Source organism: Sphingobium sp. (assembly GCF_033795625.1).
Classification (GTDB): domain Bacteria; phylum Pseudomonadota; class Alphaproteobacteria; order Sphingomonadales; family Sphingomonadaceae; genus Sphingobium.
On sequence record NZ_JARYGI010000011.1, the window covers coordinates 80,680 to 104,413 of the forward strand.

A 23,734-nucleotide genomic window follows, 5' to 3' on the forward strand; every position below is an offset into this window, starting at 1 on the left:
CGCGCTTAGCATGGAGATTGGCGCTTGGGTAGCAGGGTTGCGATCGGATTGATGTCGGGCACGTCGCGCGACGGGATAGATGCGGCGCTGATCCGCACGGATGGCGAGCGGTTGGTGGAGCGGCTGGCCTTCCATGGCACAGCCTATGACGAGGGATTCCGGGTGCGGCTGGCCGAGGCGTGTGCGCGGGCGATGGCAATGGACGAGCCGGAGTTCGAGCCGTTGATCGACTCAGTGGAAACGGAGATGACGCAGGCGCATGTCGAGGCTGTGGCGGATCTGCTGGGGCGCAGCGGGTGGCAGGCGCAGGATGTCGACGTCATCGGTTTTCATGGGCACACGGTAGCACATAAGCCGGACCTGGGCTGGACATGGCAGATTGGCGACGCAGACGCGCTGGCGGGGGCGTTCGGAATTCCGGTGGTCGCGGATTTGCGTACTGCCGATGTCGAGGCGGGCGGGCAGGGTGCGCCTTTGCTGCCGGTCTATCACCGGGCGCTGGCTGCGGCATTGCCGAAGCCCGTGGTGGTGCTCAATCTCGGCGGTGTGGCGAACATCACTTACATCGGGCGTGACGAGTCGCTGGTGGCGTTCGACACTGGGATGGCAAGCGGCCTCATCGACAACTGGATGCAGATGGAGGGCGGGGCAGCCTTCGATGAAGGCGGCGCAGTTGCGGCGGCGGGGCATGTGGATGAAAGCGTGCTTACCGGGATGCTGGATCATCCCTTCTTCGAGATGCCGCCTCCCAAAAGCATCGACCGGGAGGACTTCACGCTTCAGCCGGTGCGGGGATTGTCGCTGGCAGATGGTGCGGCGACGCTGACGGCGTTCACTGCCCATTCGGTAGAACTGGCGTTGCGGCAACTGCCAGCGCGACCGACTGCGATGTATGTCGCGGGGGGTGGGCGGCATAATGCGACGCTGATGCGGATGCTGCGCGACGTCACCGGCATAGAGGTGAAGTCGGTGGATGTGCTTGGATGGAATGGCGACAGCGTCGAAGCGGAGGGCTTTGCCTATATGGCCGTGCGCAGCATCATGGGATTGCCGATCAGCTTTCCGGGAACGACGGGCGTGGCGGAACCGATGACTGGCGGGGAGTTGTTCGAGGTGGATTGATGGCGAAGGGCCGGCGTTACCCGGCCCCTCCCTTTTTTTTAGTGGCGATGCTGGCGATCATGCTTCTGGATGTTGATCCGGCGGCTCAGCGCATCGAACCGGCGATCAAGATCGGTGCGCTCGCGGGCTGAAAGGCCGTTCGAGCGGCGGTAGTTCGCCTCAAGCCTTGAAATCTCGCGGAACTCGCCACGCAGACGCTGTGCCTCTTTGCGGTTGAGGGCGCCATTGCGGATGCCCTGATCGATACGGCGCTCCAGATTGGCCTGACGCTGGTTGATGCTCTGCCAGGGCGCGGCGCTGGCTGCCATTGGTGTTGCAACCGCTGCGGTGGCGACGAGAGCGGCGATCAAGGTCTTCATGCTAGCCATTGTGGTACTCCTTCATTGGCCGGTGAACAATGATCACAGTTCTACGAAGGGTTCGTCGCCAGTATGTGTCAGTGCGCTGTTTTTTATGTCGCAATTTGTATCAGCGCTTGCGCGTCAATTCCCGCATCGCCTCGTCGAGGCCGGCCAGTGTCAGCGGATACATCCGGTCGCTCAGTAACTGGCGGATGATCCTGGTGGACTGGCTGTAATCCCAATGCTGCTCCGTACTGGGATTGATCCAGACGGTCGCCGGATAGGTGTTGGCGACGCGTTGCAGCCAACTGGCCCCGGCTTCTTCGTTGAAATGCTCGACGCTGCCGCCAGGATGCGTGATCTCATAGGGGCTCATTGCTGCGTCGCCGACAAAAACCACCTTATAATCATGGCCGTACTTGTGGAGGATGTCCCATGTCGGCGTGCGCTCTGCAAAGCGGCGGCGATTATCCTTCCACACGCCTTCGTAGAGGCAGTTGTGGAAGTAGAAGAATTCGAGATTCTTGAATTCGGCGGTGGCGGCGGAGAAAAGTTCCTCCACCAGCTTGATGAACGGGTCCATCGATCCGCCCACGTCCAGGAACAGCAGCAGCTTGACGGCATTGCGGCGTTCCGCCCGCATCCGGATATCGAGCCAGCCCTGCCGCGCCGTGCCGCGGATGGTTGCGTCGAGGTCCAGTTCGTCCGCCGCACCCTCGCGCGCGAAGCGGCGCAGGCGGCGGAGCGCGACCTTGATGTTTCGGGTGCCCAGTTCCTTGGTGCTGTCGAGATTGCGGAACTCGCGCTGCTCCCACACTTTCAGAGCGCGCTTGTGCTTGCTCTCGCCGCCGATGCGCACGCCTTCGGGATTGTAGCCGCCATTGCCATAAGGGGAAGTGCCGCCGGTGCCGATCCATTTGTTGCCACCCTGGTGACGCCCCTGTTGCTCCTCAAGCCGCTTCTTCAGCGTCTCCATGATCTCGTCCCAGTCGCCCAGTGACTTGATCTTTTCCATTTCCTCCGGGCTCAGATATTTTTCGGCTATCGCGCGGAGCCATTCCTCCGGGATTTCCGCCTGGCCGGTGCCATAGCCGCCTTCCAGCCCCTTGAAGACGCGGGAGAACACCTGATCGAAGCGATCGAACAGCCCTTCGTCTTTCACGAAGGTAGCGCGGGCGAGATAATAGAACTCCTCCGGGCGACGGGCGATAACGTCGCGCTGCAAGGCATCGAGCAGGACGAGGTGTTCTTTGACGCCTGCCGGGATTCCGGCAACCCGCAACTCATCGAGGAAGGACAGAAACATGGGGTGGTTCTAAAGAAGGATGCCGGCGATGGAAAGTCCGCGCGGCTGTACCGTTAACGGAGCGCCGTCGTACCTTTTCTCCGGCGGTCCGCTCCCGCCACGGCCACTTGGTCGCCGCCGCTGATTATGGCCGCAATCCCCTCAGCGTCGGGGAGCTTCGCCAGGCGCGTGATGCTCTTCACAGCGCCAGGGCCGAAGCGTGTCATCCGAAAACCGCCTTCAGCCATGCGGTCGAAGCGGAGCAGTCCCCCCGCATCATCTGTGGGAATCAGGACGGAGCCGCTGGCGTTAGGGACTGCGGGCTGAATCATGTCGAACGTCGCATCCGCCACTTTGACGACGCCGGCGCGGCAAAGCGCATCGGCTCCGTTGCGGGGGAAGGAGGCGCTCGCCGCCGCGGACGCCGTAGACGCACTGGCGGTGCAGTCCTTCCAGGTGGCGAGGCTTGCACGCTGAAGTGCTGCCGGATTGTCGAAGCTGAGGCCGCGCAGCAACGCATCGATTCCTGCTTCAACATCCGCCTTGCGGTCGGCCGGAGCAGTAACGCGAAGCTTTACGATCCAGTCGCCCGATCGCACAAAACCGGCCGCGAGGACCAGTTCGCCGTCTGCCGCGCCGGAATAGAGTGTCCGTAGCGCCACGCCGTCATGACCGCCCGCCGACGTGACCTGCTGAACGTCGCGCCGCGTCGCAGGGCCGAACCTCTCGATAAGGGTGCGTTCCGTTGCCAGCGCTGCGACGGCCGTATCCGCGAAGCCGGGCCTGTAGACGAAGATGGTCGCCTGAACCACATTGTCCGCCGAGACATATTGCGCGTAGATGTCGGCGCCTTCGCCCGAGATTTCGCCCGTTTTTACGAGCGCGAGCCCGCCTGCCTGCTGCGGAACAGAAATGCCCGCGGCGGTTGCGTGGACTGCGGCGTCTGTCGTTTGCCAGCTATCCGCCCGTTCCTGAGCGAAAGCTGGGGCAGAGCACAAAAGGCACAGGGCGATCAAGGGAAGGCGCATCGGCAGAATCCTCATCCGGAAGCCTTCTTTGCGAGGCATTTGAGCGGAGAGGATCACATGCGCGTATTGCGCGCAAGCAGATTATGTCAGGCTACTGGCGGAATCTGCTGCGGGTGGTGCGCAAGTTCTGGATCATGATGGGCCCACTCCGGCGCCTGCGAGGTCCAGATGACGGCCTGCGGCGGCTGGATGTTCGGATCATCGAGGGCGCCTGCACGGATGAAGGTCAGGTGCGGACGGCTTTCCGCCAGGCTGAAGAGGGGGGTGCCGCAGGTCGGGCAGAAGCCGCGCTGCATGGTGTTGCCGCTGTCCGCGATGCTCTGGTGCCAGCGCACTTCGCCGGTGGTGGTTACGGCGTCGGACGGGAAACAGACGTTCACCGTCGCGCTGCCGCCACCCAGATATTGACACAGGCGACACCAGCACATGCGCGCGGCCATCGGCTCCGCGTCGATCGTGATCTTCACTGCACCGCAAAGACATCCGCCGGTATGTGCCATGTGCTGCTCCCTTATTGCTCGGCCTCGCTGTAGCGGCCTGCGGTTTCCCTGATCAGCGATATCATGTTCGGGATGCCCTGAGTCCGGTTGGAACTCAACTGGCGGCTGAGATCGAACGGGGCGAGGGCATCCGCTATGTCGGTTTGCGCTATCTCTGCCGCTGGCCGGTCCTGCACAGTGGTGAGGACGAGAGCGATGATACCCTTGGTGATCGCGGCGTTGCTGTCAGCCAGGAAGTGGAGGGTGCCATCATCGCGCGCTATGGGATAGACCCATACGGCGGCAGAACATCCACGCACCAGCGTCGCGTCGGTCTTGAGGGGGGCGGGCATGTCCTCAAGCTGCTTGCCCAGATCGATAAGCAGACGATAGCGGTCGTCCGCGTCGAGAAATTCATATTCTTCGAGGATGTCGGGTAGCGAAGCGGGCTGTGTCATGGCCGCCGATATAGGCGATAATGGCGGAGGGGAAAGCCGCGCCGCAGAAAAGTTGGCTTAGAGGTCTACGCCTGCTGCGATGGCTTCCAGTTTGCGGATGCGCTCCTTCAGGTCCGCGACTTCGATACGGCTACCGGCGGATGCCGTGGCGGCGTCGTCACTGGGGCGCATCAATTCGGTGCGTTTGAGGTCCAGCCAGCCATTCCAGCCGCGCAGTGCCGTCATGGCGAGTATGGTGATGGCGGACAGGCTGGCCGCTGCCATCGTCAGATAGAATATGGGGTCCTGCATCTTGCTTCTCCCTTCCCGGTGATCCGGCTGCTCGTGCAGGAGCGGTGCCGGATGTCATTGCTGTTCAGTTGAGCGGTGCGTCGCGCAGTCGCTCTATCTCGTCGGAGAGTTCAACGCCCTTGTCGGTGATGATCCGCTCCAGAACCCGGACACGCTGCTCCAGCCGCTCGGTATGGGCGGCATATTGCGCTGTCTTCTCGGCGGTTTCCTGCGACTGGATTTCCAGTTGCCGTTCTTTCAGGCTGAGCCAACTGCGAAACCCTTTGAAGCCGATGGCCGCGAGAGGGATCAAAACCCAGATCCAGCTTGCAATCATCTCTTTAGTCCTTCCCTTGCGGTGGCGGAGTTGTCCGCGCCGATCTGCCGAAGCTTTCTAAATTCACCCGGCCGCTGCGTTGTTTTTCGATCAGCGTCAGGGTGAATTCGACGAACGGACCGTGTTTGGCCTCAGCGCAGGCTCTCGATCTCGTCGGCCAGTCGCGTGTTGCGGCTGGTGTAGTAGACTTCGATGTCGGCCAGGCGACGATCGATATCGCGGAACTTGGAGCGGACATCGCGAGTGCTGCGGGCAGGATTGCTGCGCACGCCCTGCCAGAACTTGGCGTCTTCCTTGTCCTGATAGAGACCGGCTGGCTTCTTGTCGGCCAGCCAGACCGCGATGCCATAGGCGATCAGGGTCCAGGGGAAAGCGCCCATAAGCGTGATCAGCACCGCGCCGACGCGGACCCAGATGACCTCTATGCCCGTATAGTCGGCGATACCGGCGCACACGCCGCTCCATTTGGCATTCTGCTTGTCGAGGTAGAATTTCGTGCGACGCGCGGTCATGTCAGTTTCTCCGTTCAAAGCTGTAGTCGTCGCTGGCCGCAGGCCGCGAAGGACGGAAATCGGGATTGTCGGCGGCGATGATCCGCTCGATGGTGGAAAGGCGCTCGTCCAGCCGACGGGCGGTTTCGTGCATCTGATCGAGCATCGCTTCATCTTCGTTGGTGAGCGTCGCGGATGTCTTCCACTTGGTGATGTAGTGGAAGATCACCCACGGCAGCCCAAGAAAGAGGATGCCGACGACGACGATGGGGACGAGAATGTCTTCCATCGGGTCAGCCTTCCGTCGGGCCGGAGTTGCCCTGCTGCGCAGCCTTCATGGCGGCAAGCTCGGCTTCGACCTTTTCGTTGGACTTCAGCGCGGCGATTTCCTCTTCCAGCGTCGGCGGGGTGCCGCCCAGGTTCATCGCATCGGCGCGGCCTTCGGCGAAATCGACGCGCTGTTCGAGTATGTCGAAGCGGGCGAACGCGTCCTGCACCTTTTCACCGGCATACATTTCGCGGACCTTCAGGCGGTTCTCCGCGCTTTCCATGCGAGTGGCGAGGCTGGTTTGGCGGGCACGGGCTTCGCGAAGCTTCGCCTGAAGCTTGGCGATGTCTTCTTCCGACGCGCTGAGCGCATCGTCCAGGACCACGATCTCCGACTTCAGCTGTGCGGCCATGTCGGCAGCCTTCTGCTTCTCGACCAGAGCGGCCTTGGCGAGGTCCTCGCGGCCTTTGGACAGGGCGAGTTGCGCCTTTTCGGTCCAGCTTTCCTGCAAGCCTTCCAGCTTGCTGATGTGGCGACGCATTTCCTTCTGGTCGGCGATCGTACGCGCTGCGGAGGCGCGGACCTCGACCAGGGTTTCCTGCATTTCCATGATGATCATGCGGATCATCTTTGCCGGATCTTCGGCCTTGTCGAGCAAGTCAGTGACGTTTGCGGCGATGATGTCGCGGGTTCGGGAAAAAATACCCATTTGATATACTCCTGGTGACTGCTCTTGGGTGATGCCGGGGCGGTGCTTGGGGGCTGCGGCCGCCCCGGCAGGTGAGCCGTTTTACGCGAGGTAGCGGACGGCTCCGGGGGTCTGATCGGAGGCAAGGCTGCGTTCCGTCGTGCCGGTCTCATTGGCGCGGGCGGGGCCGACGGCGCTCAGGACCATGGTGGACCCGAACAGGACGGCGCAGATGGCGACCGAGATATGCTGGCTGATCTTCTTGATGTCGAACATTGGATGTCTCCCTAAATTGGCCTTCATGTGGTTCCACCAGTTTGTTTGGTGGATTGCCCATATCTTTGCAGAAGGCGTGCCAGTTTTCGGGAATGGCGGTTTTTAGCCGATTTGCCGCGTCTTGGCATAGAAGCGGGCACAATTCACTTGCGAAACATTGGGAATTTTCCCCATAGTTTGGCACATGGATCAAACCACCCAATTCATAGGACAGTCCTTCGCATTTCTGGATGCGGTGGAGCAGGCTGAGCGGGCGGCCGAACTCAATCGGCCGGTCCTGGTGATCGGCGAGCGCGGTACAGGCAAGGAACTGATCGCGGAGCGGCTGCACCGCCTTTCGCCGCGATGGGGCGAGGCACTGATCATCATGAACTGCGCGGCGTTGCCCGAGACGCTGATCGAAGCGGAGTTGTTCGGCCATGAAGCCGGGGCGTTCACTGGCGCTACGCGCACACGGGCAGGCCGGTTCGAAGAGGCCGATGGCGGTACGCTCTTTCTCGACGAATTGGGCACGTTATCCATGGCAGCGCAGGAGCGGTTGCTCCGCGTGGTCGAATATGGCGAAGTCACGCGCATTGGAGCGTCCCGCCCGGTGCGCGTGGATGTCCGGATCGTCGCGGCGACCAATGAGGATCTACCGCTGGCCGCCGAGGAAGGGCGATTCAGGGCCGACTTGCTGGATCGGCTCTCGTTCGAAGTGATAACCTTGCCGCCGTTGCGGGCGCGCGAAGGCGATGTGCGCGTGCTGACGGATTATTTCGGACGGCGCATGGCGGCGGAGATCGGCTGGCCGCAGTGGCCGGGCTTTGCGAAAGAGGCCATGGTGGAACTGGAGGCCTATCGGTGGCCGGGGAATGTGCGCGAACTGCGCAACGTGGTGGAGCGCGCAGTCTATCGCTGGCTGGAACCGACCCGCGCGATAGATCGCATTGTCTTCGATCCGTTTGGATCGCCTTGGCGTCCGGTGCCGATGCCGAATGTTGCGCGTCCTTCGGCCGTGAAGTCGCCCCAAGCGCCGGCTCCTGCTGCCCCGCTGCCCCCGATGGCGGCGTTCGAGGAAATTACCGATCTAAGGGCCGCATTGGAGGCGCATGAGGTGGCGATCCTGCGAAGCGCGCTTTCCCGCCACCGTTTCAATCAGCGCGCCACGGCCAAGGGGCTGGGGCTTAGCTATGACCAGTTGCGGCACTGTCTGAAGAAACACGGGTTGCTCGGCGTAACGGCGTCTGCCGAGGCGTGATCTCCGGCCGGGCTTGGAGTGAGAACGATTCGCAAAGCTCTATTTGGCTTGAAATATGCCGGGCGGATAACGATTAGGACTGTGACCTACTTCCTGGCGCCGCTCTGGCCGTGTGAACTGGTTTCCAGATTTCCTAGGAGAATCCCATGGCTTTCGAACTTCCCCCGCTTCCCTATCCCAAAGATGCCTTTGGCGAACTGATTTCCGCGGAGACCTTCGACTATCACCACGGCAAGCACCATAATGCCTATGTGACCAAGGCGAACGAACTGGTGAATGCGGACCCGGCTTTGCAGGGCAAGTCGCTGGTGGAGTTGATCAACCAGACGGCGGCGAGCGGCCCCAAGGGCCTGTTCAACCAGGTCGGTCAGATCTGGAACCACAATTTCTACTGGCTGAGCCTCAGCCCGGAAAAGAAGGAGCCGACCGGCGAGCTGCTGAACCTCATCAACGAGGCGTTCGGTTCGGTGGATGCGCTGCTGGAGAAGCTGAAGGCGGAGGCCGTCGGCCATTTCGCAAGCGGCTGGGCTGCGCTGATCCTGAAGGACGGCAAGCTGGCCGTGACCTCCTATCATGACGCCGACTGCCCCGTCGCGCATGGCGATACGCCGCTGTTCATCCTCGATGTGTGGGAACATGCCTATTATGTCGATTACCGCAATGCGCGGCCCAACTATGCCGAGGCGCTGCTGAAGGACGCCGTGAATTGGGACTTCGTCGCGCAGAACCTCGACGGACAGGGTGCCGAGCGCGCCAACCAGCAGTGGTAATCCGGCGCTGAGCCAAGATTAGTCGAAGGGCACCGCCATTCCGATAGCGGTGTCCTTTTCGTTTCAGCCCTGTGGGGGCGTGGTCTCGCCAACCTCGTCGCTGTCCAGCTTCTCGCCGATCGACAGGCCGTGCCGCATGAGCATCGGAATATTGGCGGCGGCGAATACGAAGGAGATGAGCGTGACTCCCCACACCTTTACGGACAGCCAAGCGTCGAAGCTGAGGAAATAGCGGAGCACTTCATTCAGCAGCGCCATGAAGACGAAGAAGAAGGCCCAGTTGCGCGACAGTTTGCGCCAGCCATCTTCGGAGAGGCCGTCATAGGCCGCCTGCAGCAGATATTTGAGCAGGGGCTTGCCACGCGCGAGGCCCGCGAAGAGCATCAGCGCGAAGAAGCTGTAGATGATCGTCGGCTTGATCTGAATGAAGCTCTGGTCATGGAAATAGATTGTTAGCGATCCGAAGAACAGGACGAGGATCGCAGAAAGCCACAACATCGGCGATACCTTGCCGAGCTTCACCTTCGAGACGATGACGGCAACGGCAATGGCCGCCATGAAGATGCCGGTGCCGACGATCACGCCCGCGAACTTGTATCCAAGGAAGAAGGCGAGCAGCGGCCCGAAATCGAGCAGCAGGCTAAGCGTGCCGCTATGATTGGTTTGGGCGGGTTTGGCGACGTTATCGGGCATAAGCTGTTCCAGCGATAGCGCGGGCCATGTCGCCGGGATCGAAGGGGCGCAGGTCCTCGATCTTCTCACCCACGCCGATGGCATGGATGGGGAGGCGGTATTTCTCGGCAGCAGCGACAAGAACGCCGCCGCGCGCGGTGCCGTCCAGCTTCGTCATGACGAGCCCGGTGACAGCGGCAATGTCCTGAAACACCTCGATTTGGCTCAAGGCGTTCTGCCCGGTGGTGGCGTCGAGGACCAGTAGCACGTCATGAGGCGACGCGGGATTGATGCGACCAAGGACGCGGCGAATCTTCGCCAGTTCGTCCATCAATTCGCGCTTGTTCTGCAAGCGTCCGGCTGTGTCCACGATCAGCACGTCGATGCCGGTCTCGGTCGCCTGCTTGACGGCCTCGAACACGATTCCCGCCGCATCGCCGCCTTCCTTGCCCGAGACGATGGGAATGCCGAGGCGATCCGCCCACACCTTGAGCTGGCCGATGGCGGCGGCGCGGAAGGTGTCTCCCGCGGCCAGCATCACGCCGTAATCCTGCTCCAGAAACAGGTTGGCGAGCTTGGCGATGGTGGTGGTCTTGCCCGATCCATTCACGCCGATGACGAGGATCACCTGCGGCCGGGGAAAGGCTTCGATCTCCAGCGGCTTGGCGACGGGGGCCAGCGTCTTCTCGATTTCCTCGGCGATGATCTCGCGCAGATATTCCTCGGTGAGTTCCTTGTTGAACCGACCTTCGGAGAGGCGCCCGCGGATGCGGCCCGCCATGGCGGGGCCAAGGTCGGAAATGATCAGCGCTTCCTCGATCTCGTCCAGTGTCTGCTCATCGAGCGCTGCCCGCGTGAAGAGCCCGGTGAGATTGTCGCCAAGGCGGTCGGAAGTGCGCTTCAGGCCGCCAAATAGGCGGTCGCGCCAGCTAGTCTCTGTCATGCGAAGCCTCTTGGGCGATCAGGCGGCCATTCTCAAGCGCTGCGATAGTAACGCTGATGATTGCGCCCGGTTCGGCCGGAGTTTTTAGCGCAATGGGCGCGAAGTTTTCGGCATGTCCGGCAAGGCCACTACGCTCCACCAGAACATTCTGGCGAGTGCCGATGAGGCTGCTCAGCCATGTCTCGCGCTGCGCGGCGCAAGCTGCGCGGAGGTGTGCGGCGCGAACCTTGATGGTGGCCGAATTGACCTGTGGCATGCGGGCGGCGGGTGTGCCGTTGCGGGGGGAATAGGGAAAGATATGGCCGTGGACGATCTGGCAATCCTCGACCAGCGCGAGGCTGTTGGCGAACATTGCGTCCGTTTCCGTTGGAAAGCCTGCGATGATGTCCGCGCCTATGGCGATTTCAGGACGGCGCGTCTTGATCCGTTCTACCGCTTCGACGGCCTGAGAGCGGCTGTGGCGGCGCTTCATGCGTTTGAGGATCATGTCGTCGCCTGCCTGCAAGGAGAGATGTAGGTGCGGCATGACACGCGGTTCGCTGGTGATCAGATCGAGCAGCCGGTCGTCGATCTCGACACTGTCCAATGAAGAAAGGCGGAGGCGGGGAAGGGCGGGCACTTGCGTCAGGATGCGCTCTACGAGGAGGCCAAGGCTGGGAGCGCCGGGGAGGTCGGGGCCATAGCTTGTGACGTCCACGCCGGTGAGCACGATTTCGTGGTAGCCGCTGTCCACCAGCGCCTTCACCTTGTCGATGACCGCCCCCGCCGGAACCGACCGGCTGTTGCCGCGCCCGTAGGGGATGATGCAGAAGGTGCAGCGGTGATCGCAGCCATTCTGCACTTCGATGAACCCGCGCACCCGGTCGGCAAATCCGCTGACCATGTGCGGGGCGGTTTCGCGCAGGGCTTCTATGTCCGACACATGGATGCGTTCGCCGTCGGGCTCGAACGCCAGCGCGTCGAACTTATGGGCGTTGCCGACGACGCGATCCACCTCCGGCATGGCAGCGAACATCGCAGGCTCGGTCTGGGCCGCGCAGCCTGTGACTATTATCCGCGCGTCGGGCCGGTCGCGGCGGGCGCGGCGGATCGCCTGCCGGGTTTGGCGCACGGCCTCGGCGGTTACAGCGCAACTGTTGACGATGACGAGGTCGTCCTGCGCGCCAGCCAACTGCCGCATCGTCTCGCTCTCGGCAATGTTGAGGCGGCAGCCGAGCGTGACGAGTTGAGGTCCGGCTCGGCTCAAAAGCGGCTCCAGTCGGCTTCTCCGTCGAACACATGCGCGGCGGGGCCAGTCATCAGGATATTGCCGCCCGGCTGCCAGTCGATGATCAATTCGCCGCCCGGAAGCGCCACAGTGACAGGCCCTTTGGCAAGACCGCGCCGGATGGCCGCGACGGCCGTGGCGCACGCTCCGGTACCACAGGCGCGTGTGAGGCCGGCACCGCGCTCCCACACGATCAGGCGAATGCGATTGGATTTCTCGACCTCGGCGAAGTTCACGTTAACCCGAGCAGGAAACAGAGGATCGACTTCGATTATCGCACCCAGGCGCGCGGCTTCCTCCATGTCGATGCCGGGCTGGAAAAAGACCACATGGGGATTGCCTACGTTGACGGCGGCGGGCGACGTCAGATGCTCCCAGCCGACCGGCATCTCGCGCGTGTCCATGGCATAGGCGAGCGGAATCGCGTCCCAGTCGAAGCGGGGGGCTCCCATGTCGACGGTGGCGCCGCTGTCCGTGAGGCTGGCCTTCAGCAGTCCGCCCTTTGTCTCGATCCGCGCGTCCATACCGAGGAACAGCGGCACGCAACGCGTGGCATTGCCGCATGCCTCCACTTCACTGCCATCGGCGTTGAAGATGCGCATCTTTACGTCAGCGCTTGTGGAAGGCTCGATCAGGATGAGCTGGTCGCAGCCGATTCCGGTGTGTCGGTCCGCAATGGCGCGGGCGCGGGCGCTCGGCATCTCGATGGATGCCGAGCGCGCGTCGATGACGACAAAGTCGTTGCCGAGGCCATGCATCTTGGAAAAGCGACCGTTCATGGCTCGCGATGTAGTGGTCCGCCATCGCCCTGTCCATGGCGCACGCAGGCAGGGCCTAGCTGGCGAAGCGGCTAGGGGACTGGTCCAGATGTTTACCGCCCTGCTTCGCGATCTCGCCGGAGGGGAGCATGTTTCGATCCGCCAGCAAACGGCGCGTCTGTTCGATGGTCATGGGCTTGCCGAAATGCCAGCCCTGACCCTTGGCGAGGCCGAGTCCGCGGAGCTGCGTTTCTATCGCCAGTGTCTCGACGCCTTCCGCCGTGACCGGGAGGCCGAGGCTTTCGCCGAGCCGGGCGATGGCGTTTACGATGGCGGCGCTTTCGCTGCTGTCGCCCATGGACGACACGAAACTGCGGTCGATCTTGATGCGGTCGAAAGGGAGGGCGCGCAGATGCGCCAGCGAACTGTAGCCAGTGCCGAAATCGTCCAACGCCACGCGGATGCCTTGGTTCTTGAGGCTCTGGACGATGGTCTTGGCGAGTTCGAGATTTTCGAAGAGGCAGCTTTCGGTGATCTCGATCTCCAACCGACTGGCCGGATAGCCTGTCTCGATCAGCAGCTTAAGGATCTTCTGGCTGAGCCATGGATCGCGCAATTGCGATGGCGAGATATTGACGGAAAGCGTGAGGGAAGGGTCCCATGTGCGCGCGTCCGTGAACGCGCGGCGCATGATCGTGAAGGAAAGTTCCCCGATCATGCCGCTTTCTTCAGCGATCGGAATGAAGTGGTCCGGCGCCACGAGGCCGAGCAGCGGGCTTTCCCATCGCGCCAGCATTTCAAAACCCAGCAACTCTCCGGATGCGAGGTCGACTAGCGGTTCGTAATAGGGAACGAATTCTCCCGCCGCGATGCCGCCGCGCATGCCCGCTTCTATGGCGCTTCGGCGCTGCAGTTCCTCTTCCATGATCGGCGCGAACCACGCCATCCGGTTCCGCCCGGCATTCTTTGCCGCGTACATGGCGATGTCTGCGCGACGTATCAGGACATCCATCTGATCCCCATCGCTATCCGAGCGAACGATACCAAGCGACGTGCTGACCACGAGTTCGTTGTTGCCATGCGCTATCGGATGCAGGAGCGCCGCGACGATATCCTCGGCGATCCTCTCGACATGGTCGGCATCATCGCGATCGATGACGCACGCGCAGGCGAACTCATCGCCGCCCAGCCGTGCGGCCAGGGCGTCCGATGGCAGGATCGCCGAGATGCGTTGCGCCGCCACCTTGAGCACGAGGTCGCCCGCTTCATGTCCGTATATGTCGTTGACCGTCTTGAAATGATCGAGGTCGAGCAGCATGACCGCGACGGCCTTCCCCTTGCCATGGGCCTCGCTGATCATTGCAGCGCCGCGCTCCTGCAGCGAGCGGCGATTGTAGAAGCTGGTGAGCGGGTCGATATAAGCGAGCAAGCGGGCTCGCTCTTCAGCTTCCGCGCGGTGAGAGACTTCTTCCTGAAGGTCGCGGTAACGGCGGTAGCCGAACAGGATAAGCGCTGCGTTCAGCAGGACCGCGATCGTCAGCACCTGTTCAACGCCTGCGCCAAGGCCGTTCAGCGTCTGGATGACCTGACCCATTGCAGTGCTGCCATTGGCGACGAACAGCAAGGCGGCGGCAAACAGGATCGCGCCCGCTACCAAGTCCTGACGCGTATTATCCTGCGATGAATCCCGCTCCTGATGCAGCGGTTTAGGCGTTGTCATGATGTGTCCAGTCTCTTCCACCCGATTTTTGCGCCAAAAGCATTGAGAAGGGGTAAACTGGCACGCGATGTGGAGGCTCTCCTGTTGCCTTGCAACGCACGGGGCGTTGGGCTAAAGGCGCTGCAACATCGGGGGGCTTTTCCGCCGATACCCTGACATATCCGAGTGAGCCGGATGTTCGTTTATCGAACGGCCATAAAGGATAACGCTGGTTGGCGAGGTTTCGCCCACCGGCGTATTTGTCGTTTGGGATAATGAGAGTTTTCGGGGCTTTCTCCCGATGTGAGGTTAGGCATGTTCGATTCACTGAGTGATCGCCTTGGCGGCGTATTCGACAAGCTCAAGGGCCGCGGCGCACTGACCGAATCGGACGTGCGCGGCGCCATGCGCGAAGTGCGGATCGCGCTGCTGGAGGCCGATGTCGCGCTGCCGGTCGTCCGTGATTTCGTGGACAAGGTGACGGAAGAGGCGGTCGGCCAGAACGTTCTGCGCTCGGTCACGCCGGGGCAGCAGGTCGTCAAGATCGTCAGCGACGCGCTCACCGCGATGCTCGGGTCCGACACGGTCGACCTGATGATCGACGTGACGCCGCCTGCCGTCATCATGATGGTCGGTCTGCAAGGCTCGGGCAAGACCACGACCACAGCGAAGATCGCCAAACGGCTCAAGGAAAAAGACCGCAAGAAGGTCATGATGGCCTCGCTCGACGTGCAACGTCCGGCGGCGCAGGAACAGCTTGCGGTGTTGGGCGAGCAGTGCGGCGTGGCGACGCTGCCGATCGTTCCGGGTCAGCAGCCTGTCGATATTGCGCGGCGCGCTTTGCAGTCGGCGAAGCTGCAGGGCTTCGATGTGGTGATGCTCGACACCGCAGGGCGTCTGCATGTCGATCAGGCGCTGATGGACGAGATGAGGGCCGTGGCGGATATCGCTACGCCGCATGAAATCCTGCTGGTGGTGGACTCGCTGACGGGTCAGGATGCCGTGAACGTCGCGACCAACTTCACGCAGCAAGTGCCGCTGACCGGTGTCGTGCTGACGCGGATGGATGGCGATGCGCGTGGCGGTGCGGCGCTTTCGATGCGCGCTGTCACGGGTCAGCCGATCAAGTTCGCGGGCGTCGGCGAGAAGCTGGACGCCATCGAAGTCTTCCATCCGGGCCGTGTCGCCAGCCGCATCCTCGGCATGGGCGATGTCGTCAGTCTCGTGGAGCGCGCGGCCGAGAGCATCGATGCGGACGAAGCCGACAAGCTCGCCAAGAAGATGGCCAAGGGTCAGTTCGATCTGGACGACCTGCGCGCGCAGCTTGGGCAGATGCGGCGGATGGGGGGGCTCGGCGCGCTGGCAGGCATGATCCCCGGCCTCAAGAAAGCGCAGATGGCGATGGCGCAGAGCGGTGCGAGCGACAAGACGCTGGTGCATATGGATGCGATCCTCACGTCGATGACGCCCAAGGAGCGCTCACGGCCCGCGCTGATCAACGCCAAGCGCAAGATCCGTATTGCTAAAGGCTCGGGCACCACGGTGCAGGAGGTGAACCGCGTCCTGAAAATGCATCAGGAAATGGAAACGGCGATGAAGAAGATCCGCAAGATGGGCGGATTGAAGGGGCTCGGCAAGATGTTCGCCGGCGGTGGCATGGGCGGCTTGCTCGGCGGCGCTGGTGGCGGCGGGATGGGGGGCGGCATGCCCGGCCTGCCCGGCGGTGGCGAGATGCCAAAGCTGCCTCCCGGCTTCGACAAGTTCATGAAGAAATAAGTTCAACATATTGATTAGAATACAAGAAAGGTAAGGTAGAATTTTATGGCAACTGCAATTCGTCTGTCGCGCGGCGGCTCCAAGAAGCGCCCCTATTACAAGATCGTCGTGACCGACAGCCGCTCGGCCCGCGACGGCAAGTTCATCGAGCGCATCGGCAGCTACAACCCGCTGCTCGCCAAGGATGACGAGAAGCGCGTCGTTCTGGACGCAGAGCGCGCGAAGCACTGGATCTCGGTCGGCGCACAGCCCAGCGATCGCGTTGCGCGCTTCCTCGATGCGGCTGGCGTGAAGGAGCGCGCGGCTCGCAGCAACCCGAACAAGGCGAAGCCGGGCGAGAAGGCCACCGAGCGCGCCGAAGAACGCGCAACCAAGCTGGCCGAAGCCGAAGAGGCGAAGAAGGCCGCTGAGGAAGCTGCAAAGGCTCCCGTCGAAGCACCGGCTGAAGAAGCGCCTGCCGCTGAAGCTGCGCCTGAAGAAAACGCGGAAGGCTAAGCCTTGCACGATCGTCCCGTCACTCTTGCCGCAGTTATTGGCGCGCATGGCGTGACGGGCGAGGTGCGCCTGAAGCTGTTTGCGCAAGGGGTGGAAAGCCTCAAGCACTATAAGAGCTTCGCGATTGGCGACCGGGTGCTGACGTTGAAGACGATCCGCCCCGGTCCCAATGGCGCCGTCGCGCGCTTTGCCGAGATCGGCGACCGCACGGCTGCCGAAGCATTGCGCGGCACGGCTCTCACCGTTGCGCGATCCGCCCTGCCGCCGCTGGCGGAGGGGGAGTACTACCATGTCGACCTGATCGACTTGCCTTGCGTGTCCAGCGAAGGCGAAGATCTTGGGAAGATCGTGGCCGTCGAGAATTTTGGCGCAGGTGATATCCTGGAGATCGAGCGGCCCGACACCAAGCGGTTCATGGTGCCAATCAAGGCTGTGGACATCGGTGAAGACAAGGCTGTCATTGACGCTCTATTCATCGTTTAGTATATACATTGCGTATATACGGAGGCGAGAATGTCACAGGAATATCGCGCAAAGGTTTTCAAATCAGGCAATTCACTCGCGCTTCGCTTGCCGAAGGGGCTCGGGCTTAAGGAAGGCACTGAGATGAAAGTGCGAGAGGAGCGCGGGCGCTACATTGCCATGCCGGTCGACGAAAAGCCGAAGAAGATAGACCTCGCCGGGATCTATGGCTCCGCTCCTGGTTTTAAACCGTTCGCGCGAGAAGAACGGCAGTTTGAAGATCGTGAACTGGATTGGGAAGGAAAGCTGCTGAAAGGTGCCTGATCCTCTCTTTCTGCTCGACTCCAATATCTGCATATATTTGCTGGCGGGTTCGTCCGATACGCTGAGGGAGCGAGTGGAGACATTCGAACCCGGTGAGTTGGCAGTGTCTGCGGTGGCCTACGCCGAGACGATGTTGGGAGCGAGGCGGAGCAACACAGTTCTTCAAGCCACTGCATTGTTCCGTATCATCGAGGTGTTGCCATTCGATGCTTCTGCGGCCGAACGCTATTCGGAACTGTCATTCAGGCGCGGGAGCTATGACCGGCTTATCGCCGCACACGCTTTATCTGTCGGACTTCCCCTCGTGACCAACAACGAAGCCGATTTTGCCGACATCGCTGGCCTGAAGGTCGAGAACTGGACAATATGAGTACGCTTACTTCCATTCTTCCTTATGCCTATCTTCTGGCGCTCGTGGCGGCAGGATGGCGGTTGTTCGTCGTGCGATGGTCTCGCACCCTCAAGATCGCGTCGGGGATCGTCATCGTCACAGTGACGCCATTGCTGGTGCTGGTGCCCGCATTGCTGCACCCGGAGCGGCCCTTTGCAGGTCTGTTGCTGGCGACCGGCATCGGTATGCTTGCCGCAGGAGCAGCATGCCTGCTGGGCGGGATGGCGGGCGCTTGGCTGCGGCAGAGGGCGCGCAAGGCGTGACTTTTGCGGCGCAAGTGCTGACGCTCTACCCGGAGATGTTTCCGGGACCGCTCGGAACTTCGCTTGCGGGGAGGGCGCTGACCGAGGGGAGATGGTCCTGCGACGCCATTCAGATCCGCGATTTCGCAACGGACAAGCATAAGTCGGTCGACGATACGCCGGCAGGGGGCGGGGCGGGAATGGTCATGCGCGCGGATGTGCTGGCGCGGGCGGTCGATCATGCGCTGGAACGGCAACCTGATGCCCCGGTCATCGCAATGACGCCCCGTGGGGAACCGCTGACGCAGGCGCTTGTCCGCGAAGTCGCCACGGGTCCGGGCGTCACCATTCTGTGCGGCCGGTTTGAGGGGATGGACGAGCGCCTGTTCGAGGCGCGGCCCATCCGCCCGGTGTCGATCGGCGACTATATTCTGTCGGGCGGAGAGACGGCGGCGATCGTCCTGCTCGATGCTTGCGTTCGACTGCTTCCCGGTGTAATGGGCGCGGCTTCCAGTGGGGATGACGAGAGCTTCGAAAGCGGCCTTCTCGAATATCCGCACTATACCCGTCCCAATATCTGGGAAGGGCGCACGATCCCTGAAGTGTTGCGATCGGGGGATCATGCGAAGATCGCGGCGTGGCGGCAAGCCATGTCCGAAGATCATACACGGTTACGGCGACCGGACCTTTGGGAACGTCACAACGACGTTCGGGACCAGTCGCCCTCTGGCGCGCAACGACAGACGAAGGAAAAGAGGGAATGAACCTCCTGCAGCAGATCGAGGCCGAGAACATCGCGGCTCTCGCCAAGGATATTCCGGACTTCCGCCCCGGTGACACCCTGCGCGTCGGCGTGAAGGTTGTCGAAGGCGAACGCAGCCGTGTGCAGAACTATGAAGGCGTGTGCATCGCGCGTTCGAACAAGGGCATGGGCAGCAACTTCACCGTGCGCAAGATGAGCTTTGGCGAGGGCGTCGAGCGCGTCTTCCCGCTCTATTCGCCCAACATCGATTCGATCACCGTGGTCCGGAAGGGCGTCGTGCGTCGCGCGAAGCTTTACTATCTGCGCGGCCGCACCGGCAAGCGTGCGCGTATCGCCGAGCGCCGGGACAACCGCAGCGAAGGCTGAGGCTTTTTTCAGGCTACGACGTGAAAAGGGCGCTGGAGCAACTCCAGCGCCCTTTTTCGTTGCGTCAAGGTCGATGCTGGACGCGTCAGGCGGCGCTACGCAGCGGAACGCCCGGTACATTCTTCGACGTGCGGATCGTTAGCGATGTTTTGACACTCACAACGTTAGGAGCGGGGGTCAATTTCGACGTCAGGAATTGCTGAAAGCTTTGAAGATCGCGCGCCACAACCTTGAGAATGAAGTCAATCTCACCGTTCAGCATATGGCACTCCCGTACTTCCGGCAGAGCGGCGACATGATCTTCGAAGGCTTTGAGATCCGCTTCGGCCTGACTCTTGAGGCTGACCATCGCGAAAACCGTGATGGTAAAGCCCAATGTCGCCGGATCGATCACCGCATGGTACGATTTGATCGCCCCATTGTCCTCAAGTGCGCGCACTCTGCGCAGGCATGGAGGCGCCGTCAGGCCGACCCGGCGCGCGAGGTCGACATTCGTCATCCGTCCATCTTCTTGCAATTCGGCAAGAATTTGCATGTCGATCGTGTCGATATTAACGCCAGCCATTAGCCGCTAAGTTCCTTTCCGGTTAGTGCCGAGTATAATAATTATATTTCAGAGCAATGCAATTGTCCCACTATGCTACGCCGCGCCGTGAAAGAAGATCACACTCTTTTCCTTTAGGCCGAGGACGCCTAACCATGTGTAACGATCATTGGAACGGCACTGGCCGTTAAGGAGCACCGTGCGTTTCAACGACCTGATGCAGACCGTCCTGGCGGCAGATGGACAAGGCAGCGGCGCCGTCACGCTTTGGCGGCAATGTGTCGATCTGGTTGCGCAAACGGATCGCGTTGATCGGAATATACTTCCCGACCAGGATCGTGAGACACTGCTGGCGCGCATGGAACAATTGCGATCAGCCGTGAGCGAGACTCAGCGGATCGCTTCGGTCGTCGAACTGGGCGGCCGCCTTTCATCGCCGACACTGGTGCGGTTCTTCGCTCTGGATCGGCCGGCCATCTGTGCCGCAGCCATGGCGCGGGCGCGCCTGCCCGACGATGTCTGGCCCAGGCTGCTTTCGGCTCTGGGACCAACTGCGCGCGGTGTGTTGCGCGGGCGGCGTGACATCGGGCCACAGACGCGGCGAGCGCTGGAGGCTTTTGGGAAAACCGATCTGGTGCTCGGCGGCTCTGGCGAGGATGCCATGCTGCTGACGCCCGACATGGCAGTCGAGGCGGTCGCAGTCGAACCGTCCCTCAAAGGCATCTACCGCGATGCACCGGAGCGTAAGCAAGACGCGGAGGACAAGAGCCAGATCCGCGCCTTGGTCGACCGGATCGAACAGTTTACCAGTAGCCATAAAGCGAAGCCAGCCGATACGCCTCCAGACCCTCTCGAACCTGTTCGGGCATTCGCTTTTGAAACTGACGCCACGGGTACGGTGGTGTGGATAGATAAGGGTCCGCGGACGGCGCTGATCGGTCTTTGCATCGGGTTGCCTGCACTGGCCGGAGGTAGTGGGCCGGACGCTAATGTCTCGGGGGCTTTCACGAAGCGAAGCGGCTTTGAGAATGGCCGGTTTACGATTGCAGGCGGGGAGCTTGCGGGCGAGTGGCGGCTGTCGGCGATACCGTATTTCGATGCGCAGTCCGGTCGGTTTCAGGGATATCGCGGACAGGCGCGGCGTCCCCACCTGCACGAAGTTCCCGCTCTCGCCGGGCTTGAGGATAGTTCACCGCTTGCGGGTCTGTCAGGAGATGCGGTCAGGCAACTTGTCCATGAGCTGCGGACGCCACTCAACGCGATCCTTGGTTTTGCCGAAATTATCGAGCAGCAGCTTTTCGGTCCGGCACCTGCCGAATATCGGGAGATGGCCGGACAGATCGTCGCCGATTCCCGGCATCTTTTGACGGCCTTCGACGATCTGGATTTCGCCGCCCGTGTCGCACGCGACGAAAAGGGCGGGGCGCCCGAGTCAGTAGACGTCGCGTTGCTGATTGCCAGGATTGCAGCGCACTTCGCCTCTTGCGAGGAGAAGCGGCGAATCGATGTCACCGTGGCGCGCGACCTTCCCGCGGTGCGTGTCGATCCCGTACAGGGCGAACGGATGATCCAGCATCTCCTGCGGATGCTGTTGTCCGTCTCGCCACCGGGCGAAGTCATGACCGGGGCCTGCTGGTTCCAGCCCGCCGGTGACGGGGGACGGATCGTGCTCGCAATGGACCGCCCCCATTCCCTCAAAGGCATGAGCGAAGCCGAACTGCTCGATCCCGGCTTTGCCGCCGACGACCAGAGTTGGCCCGATGCGCCTCTGTTGGGCTTGGGATTCTCACTGCGGCTTATCCGCAGTCTGGCGGCCACGGGTGGTGGGGGGCTGGAAGTGGAGGCGGAGCGGTTCAGGCTGCATCTGCCCGCGGCGGCCGAAGCCGTTCGCGAGACTGGCCCCAGCTGACAACGATACGGCAACTATTTTGCCGTTAAGGAGGAGGGATGACGGTCCCGCTTCCCAACTCTGCCCATGACGGTGGCCTGTTACGGCCGCCGTTGAACGAAGACCGGATAGCGCTGGACCCGGCATTTGGAACGCGCTTCACCCTGTTCGTGGATACCGAAGAGGAGTTCGACTGGAGCGCGCCATTCAGTCGCACGGGACATAAGGTGACGTCCGTCGCAGCGATGACGCGAGGGCAAAAGTGGTTCTCGCAAGCCGGTGTAAAACCAGTCTATGTCGCCGATTATCCTGTCATAGACGATCTGGCCGCCTCTAGCGCTCTGGCGCAATGGATGGATGAAGGCACCGCAGATGTGGGCGCGCATCTCCATCCCTGGGTCAATCCGCCTCATGTCGAGCAAGTCAGCGTGCCGAACAGCTATGTCGGCTTTTTGCCGGAAGCTGTCGAGAAAGCGAAGCTTGAGGCGCTTTGCGCACGCTTCGAGGCGGCGTTCGGGAAACGACCTGCGGCCTATCGGGCTGGTCGATATGGCGTCGGCCCCAATAGCGCCCGGCTGCTGGAGCAGGCCGGGTTCAGGCTCGATAGCTCAGTGCGAAGCCTTTTCGACTATTCGGCACAACAAGGGCCAGCATTTTATGGCTTGCCGGTCGACCCTTATTGGGCTGGTCCCGAGCGAAAGCTTGTGGAACTGCCGCTTTCAACCGTTTTCGTCGGGCGTCTGCGTGGCATCGGGCCGCAACTTTTTCGCGCTGCGGAGGGAATCGAATTGCTGACGGGCGGCCTGTCGCGTGCAGGATTGCTGAGCCGCGTGCCGCTGACTCCGGAGGGGGTGAGCGCGGGCGACGCCATCTGTGCTATCGACGCTCTTATCGAAGATGGCGTGCGGGTCCTCAACTTCAGCTTCCATTCGCCTACGTTGGAGCCCGGCCATACGCCCTATGTTCGGGATGCCGCCGATCTCGAAGGCTTCTACCGCTGGTGGGGGCAGATCCTGGAGCATCTTGCCAAGCGCTCGGTTTTGCCCGCGTCACTTGACGAATTTCTCGATGCCGTGCCCGCACGTGCAGCTTTGGGTTGCAAAGTTGCGTGACCCTCGGCTAACGACAATCGAAGTGTGGGCCTGTAGCTCAACGGTTAGAGCTGGCCGCTCATAACGGCTAGGTTGCGGGTTCGATTCCTGCCGGGCCCACCATCGCTTTATGTCATGAGTAGTATATCGTGACGGTAAACTCTTCTGAGACAAGTATATACCAGCGGTGCTCGCCCGTTTGCTAGCAAGCGGCCAAAAGCAGCCGCCGCCCGTATGTCTTGAAAACCAGAGATAAACGGCACCAGAAGCTGTGTAAAAGCTACTCAATATCAGTGAGGTGCGAAATGGCGGCGCGACCGCCTGTCTGTTCTTGCGCGTGGTAGATGGTCATAATGGCAGGGCGGTGGTGGATTTTATTTCCGACAGGGCGACCATGGAGTTGATTTCCTGGATGCCTGGAACCCGGCTCAGCTTGTCAAAGAAGAAACGTTCATAGGCATTGATGTCGCTGGCAACGATGCGCAGGATGAAGTCCGTGGCGCCCAAGGTCACGTAGCAATCGAGTACCTCGTCAAAGCCCTGGATGGCCCGGGAAAATTCTTCGATATTCTCCCGGCCCTTTCCATTGAGTCGCACCTGGGCAAAAATTTGCGCATTCAGTCCTACGCTCTGCCGATCGAGAAGAGTAACCTGACCCAGGATTATGCCTTCTTTGCGCATGCGCTGTATGCGTCGCCAGCATGGTGACTGAGACAATCCCACGGACTCAGCGATTTGAGCGACGGTGAGGCTTGCGTCTTTTTGCATGAGGGTGAGGATTTTGCGGTCCATGGCGTCGAGTTCGGCAGGCATGATTTTCCCCTAAAATGCGGATATTCGGAGTTCTGCGCCTCATTGCAAGGGAAGTTAGGGGTAAAAAGCCAAGTTTTACCTCTCGCCTGGTGCGATAAGGGGCTCAAGATTCGAATGTTCCTGAGAGGATGGGGAGCTTGATGTGCCGGCGCTAGATTTCCAATGTCGGGCCGACCTCGTGGCGGCC

Annotated in this window: 31 protein-coding genes and 1 tRNA gene; 14 read left to right on the forward strand and 18 right to left on the reverse strand. The window is 61.6% G+C overall.

What is annotated here, in order from left to right; all coding sequences use genetic code 11:
* Window positions 1-24 precede the first annotated feature (24 nt).
* Window positions 25-1,122: an anhydro-N-acetylmuramic acid kinase gene (locus QHC67_RS07890; RefSeq protein WP_319292972.1), complete on the forward strand. Its 1,098-nt coding sequence runs from the start codon at window positions 25-27 to the stop codon at window positions 1,120-1,122.
* Between the two features lie 38 nt (window positions 1,123-1,160).
* Here QHC67_RS07890 and QHC67_RS07895 read toward each other — a convergent pair whose 3' ends face one another.
* The 11 genes from QHC67_RS07895 to QHC67_RS07945 form a co-directional block, all read right to left on the reverse strand.
* Window positions 1,161-1,490, reverse strand: a complete 330-nt coding sequence (locus QHC67_RS07895) for a hypothetical protein (RefSeq protein WP_319292973.1) — start codon at window positions 1,488-1,490, stop codon at window positions 1,161-1,163.
* 100 nt (window positions 1,491-1,590) lie between these two features.
* Complete coding sequence (locus QHC67_RS07900) at window positions 1,591-2,769, reverse strand: vWA domain-containing protein (protein ID WP_319292975.1); 1,179 nt, start codon at window positions 2,767-2,769, stop codon at window positions 1,591-1,593.
* 53 nt (window positions 2,770-2,822) lie between these two features.
* The gene (locus QHC67_RS07905) at window positions 2,823-3,776 is read right to left on the reverse strand and encodes a hypothetical protein (protein WP_319292977.1); all 954 of its coding nucleotides are present in this window, start codon (window positions 3,774-3,776) and stop codon (window positions 2,823-2,825) included.
* Window positions 3,777-3,862: 86 nt separating this feature from the next.
* Window positions 3,863-4,276, reverse strand: a complete 414-nt coding sequence (locus QHC67_RS07910; protein ID WP_319292979.1) for a GFA family protein — start codon at window positions 4,274-4,276, stop codon at window positions 3,863-3,865.
* A gap of 11 nt (window positions 4,277-4,287) precedes the next feature.
* Window positions 4,288-4,713 carry a SufE family protein gene (locus QHC67_RS07915; RefSeq protein WP_319292981.1) on the reverse strand — a complete coding sequence of 142 codons (426 nt, stop codon included), beginning with the start codon at window positions 4,711-4,713 and terminating at the stop codon, window positions 4,288-4,290.
* Window positions 4,714-4,770: 57 nt separating this feature from the next.
* The gene (locus QHC67_RS07920; RefSeq protein ID WP_319292983.1) at window positions 4,771-5,004 is read right to left on the reverse strand and encodes a hypothetical protein; all 234 of its coding nucleotides are present in this window, start codon (window positions 5,002-5,004) and stop codon (window positions 4,771-4,773) included.
* 64 nt (window positions 5,005-5,068) lie between these two features.
* The gene (locus QHC67_RS07925; protein ID WP_319292985.1) at window positions 5,069-5,320 is read right to left on the reverse strand and encodes a hypothetical protein; all 252 of its coding nucleotides are present in this window, start codon (window positions 5,318-5,320) and stop codon (window positions 5,069-5,071) included.
* Window positions 5,321-5,451: 131 nt separating this feature from the next.
* The gene (pspC, locus tag QHC67_RS07930) at window positions 5,452-5,832 is read right to left on the reverse strand and encodes an envelope stress response membrane protein PspC (RefSeq protein ID WP_319292986.1); all 381 of its coding nucleotides are present in this window, start codon (window positions 5,830-5,832) and stop codon (window positions 5,452-5,454) included.
* Between the two features lies 1 nt (window position 5,833).
* Window positions 5,834-6,100, reverse strand: coding sequence for an envelope stress response membrane protein PspB (gene pspB / locus QHC67_RS07935; protein WP_319292987.1), 267 nt, complete (start codon window positions 6,098-6,100; stop codon window positions 5,834-5,836).
* Between the two features lie 4 nt (window positions 6,101-6,104).
* Window positions 6,105-6,788 (reverse strand): phage shock protein PspA, encoded by a 684-nt coding sequence (gene pspA, locus QHC67_RS07940; protein ID WP_319292988.1) that lies wholly within the window; start codon window positions 6,786-6,788, stop codon window positions 6,105-6,107.
* An 81-nt stretch (window positions 6,789-6,869) separates the two neighbouring features.
* A complete protein-coding gene (locus QHC67_RS07945) occupies window positions 6,870-7,043 on the reverse strand; it encodes a hypothetical protein (RefSeq protein WP_319292990.1) in 174 nt (57 codons plus the stop codon).
* Window positions 7,044-7,227: 184 nt separating this feature from the next.
* Between QHC67_RS07945 and pspF the strand changes: the two genes are divergently transcribed.
* Window positions 7,228-8,283: a phage shock protein operon transcriptional activator gene (gene pspF, locus QHC67_RS07950; protein ID WP_319292992.1), complete on the forward strand. Its 1,056-nt coding sequence runs from the start codon at window positions 7,228-7,230 to the stop codon at window positions 8,281-8,283.
* Between the two features lie 146 nt (window positions 8,284-8,429).
* On the forward strand, window positions 8,430-9,053 hold the full coding sequence (locus tag QHC67_RS07955) for a superoxide dismutase (protein WP_319292994.1): 624 nt from the start codon (window positions 8,430-8,432) through the stop codon (window positions 9,051-9,053).
* 63 nt (window positions 9,054-9,116) lie between these two features.
* Here QHC67_RS07955 and ispZ read toward each other — a convergent pair whose 3' ends face one another.
* The 5 genes from ispZ to QHC67_RS07980 form a co-directional block, all read right to left on the reverse strand.
* Window positions 9,117-9,746 carry a septation protein IspZ gene (gene ispZ / locus QHC67_RS07960; protein ID WP_319292997.1) on the reverse strand — a complete coding sequence of 210 codons (630 nt, stop codon included), beginning with the start codon at window positions 9,744-9,746 and terminating at the stop codon, window positions 9,117-9,119.
* Window positions 9,736-10,668, reverse strand: coding sequence for a signal recognition particle-docking protein FtsY (gene ftsY, locus QHC67_RS07965; RefSeq protein WP_319292999.1), 933 nt, complete (start codon window positions 10,666-10,668; stop codon window positions 9,736-9,738). Before ftsY ends, ispZ begins: the two co-directional genes overlap by 11 nt.
* Window positions 10,655-11,848, reverse strand: a complete 1,194-nt coding sequence (gene mtaB, locus QHC67_RS07970) for a tRNA (N(6)-L-threonylcarbamoyladenosine(37)-C(2))-methylthiotransferase MtaB (RefSeq protein ID WP_413818507.1) — start codon at window positions 11,846-11,848, stop codon at window positions 10,655-10,657. Before mtaB ends, ftsY begins: the two co-directional genes overlap by 14 nt.
* Before the next feature lie 62 nt (window positions 11,849-11,910).
* Complete coding sequence (gene dapF, locus QHC67_RS07975; RefSeq protein ID WP_319293003.1) at window positions 11,911-12,714, reverse strand: diaminopimelate epimerase; 804 nt, start codon at window positions 12,712-12,714, stop codon at window positions 11,911-11,913.
* 55 nt (window positions 12,715-12,769) lie between these two features.
* Window positions 12,770-14,413: a putative bifunctional diguanylate cyclase/phosphodiesterase gene (locus QHC67_RS07980; RefSeq protein WP_319293005.1), complete on the reverse strand. Its 1,644-nt coding sequence runs from the start codon at window positions 14,411-14,413 to the stop codon at window positions 12,770-12,772.
* Window positions 14,414-14,707: 294 nt separating this feature from the next.
* Here QHC67_RS07980 and ffh point away from each other — a divergent pair, with 294 nt between their 5' ends.
* Genes ffh through rplS form a run of 8 tightly spaced genes read left to right on the forward strand, consistent with a single transcriptional unit; the run spans window position 14,708 to window position 19,211 of the window.
* Window positions 14,708-16,168, forward strand: a complete 1,461-nt coding sequence (ffh, locus tag QHC67_RS07985; RefSeq protein WP_319293007.1) for a signal recognition particle protein — start codon at window positions 14,708-14,710, stop codon at window positions 16,166-16,168.
* A 45-nt stretch (window positions 16,169-16,213) separates the two neighbouring features.
* Window positions 16,214-16,663: a 30S ribosomal protein S16 gene (rpsP, locus tag QHC67_RS07990; protein WP_319293009.1), complete on the forward strand. Its 450-nt coding sequence runs from the start codon at window positions 16,214-16,216 to the stop codon at window positions 16,661-16,663.
* A gap of 3 nt (window positions 16,664-16,666) precedes the next feature.
* Complete coding sequence (rimM, locus tag QHC67_RS07995) at window positions 16,667-17,146, forward strand: ribosome maturation factor RimM (protein ID WP_319293011.1); 480 nt, start codon at window positions 16,667-16,669, stop codon at window positions 17,144-17,146.
* Between the two features lie 30 nt (window positions 17,147-17,176).
* Window positions 17,177-17,449: an AbrB/MazE/SpoVT family DNA-binding domain-containing protein gene (locus tag QHC67_RS08000; protein WP_319293013.1), complete on the forward strand. Its 273-nt coding sequence runs from the start codon at window positions 17,177-17,179 to the stop codon at window positions 17,447-17,449.
* Window positions 17,442-17,819, forward strand: a complete 378-nt coding sequence (locus QHC67_RS08005; RefSeq protein ID WP_319293015.1) for a type II toxin-antitoxin system VapC family toxin — start codon at window positions 17,442-17,444, stop codon at window positions 17,817-17,819. Before QHC67_RS08000 ends, QHC67_RS08005 begins: the two co-directional genes overlap by 8 nt.
* A complete protein-coding gene (locus QHC67_RS08010) occupies window positions 17,816-18,103 on the forward strand; it encodes a hypothetical protein (protein ID WP_319293017.1) in 288 nt (95 codons plus the stop codon). Before QHC67_RS08005 ends, QHC67_RS08010 begins: the two co-directional genes overlap by 4 nt.
* The gene (gene trmD / locus QHC67_RS08015) at window positions 18,100-18,846 is read left to right on the forward strand and encodes a tRNA (guanosine(37)-N1)-methyltransferase TrmD (protein ID WP_319293037.1); all 747 of its coding nucleotides are present in this window, start codon (window positions 18,100-18,102) and stop codon (window positions 18,844-18,846) included. Before QHC67_RS08010 ends, trmD begins: the two co-directional genes overlap by 4 nt.
* Window positions 18,843-19,211, forward strand: coding sequence for a 50S ribosomal protein L19 (gene rplS, locus QHC67_RS08020; protein ID WP_319293019.1), 369 nt, complete (start codon window positions 18,843-18,845; stop codon window positions 19,209-19,211). Before trmD ends, rplS begins: the two co-directional genes overlap by 4 nt.
* Before the next feature lie 85 nt (window positions 19,212-19,296).
* Here the strand turns inward: rplS and QHC67_RS08025 are convergent, their stop codons facing one another.
* Window positions 19,297-19,776, reverse strand: coding sequence for an Lrp/AsnC family transcriptional regulator (locus QHC67_RS08025; RefSeq protein ID WP_319293021.1), 480 nt, complete (start codon window positions 19,774-19,776; stop codon window positions 19,297-19,299).
* Window positions 19,777-19,954: 178 nt separating this feature from the next.
* On the opposite strand from QHC67_RS08025, the gene QHC67_RS08030 reads away from it, so the two are divergent.
* The 3 genes from QHC67_RS08030 to QHC67_RS08040 all read left to right on the forward strand — a co-directional run bounded on the left by QHC67_RS08030 (window position 19,955) and on the right by QHC67_RS08040 (window position 22,857).
* The gene (locus QHC67_RS08030; protein ID WP_319293023.1) at window positions 19,955-21,664 is read left to right on the forward strand and encodes a HAMP domain-containing sensor histidine kinase; all 1,710 of its coding nucleotides are present in this window, start codon (window positions 19,955-19,957) and stop codon (window positions 21,662-21,664) included.
* Between the two features lie 38 nt (window positions 21,665-21,702).
* Window positions 21,703-22,755 (forward strand): polysaccharide deacetylase family protein, encoded by a 1,053-nt coding sequence (locus tag QHC67_RS08035; RefSeq protein WP_319293025.1) that lies wholly within the window; start codon window positions 21,703-21,705, stop codon window positions 22,753-22,755.
* 26 nt (window positions 22,756-22,781) lie between these two features.
* Window positions 22,782-22,857 (forward strand) — tRNA-Ile (locus tag QHC67_RS08040).
* 225 nt (window positions 22,858-23,082) lie between these two features.
* On the opposite strand, the gene QHC67_RS08045 is transcribed toward QHC67_RS08040, so the two are convergent.
* The gene (locus QHC67_RS08045; RefSeq protein ID WP_319293027.1) at window positions 23,083-23,547 is read right to left on the reverse strand and encodes an Lrp/AsnC family transcriptional regulator; all 465 of its coding nucleotides are present in this window, start codon (window positions 23,545-23,547) and stop codon (window positions 23,083-23,085) included.
* Window positions 23,548-23,734: the final 187 nt, after the last annotated feature.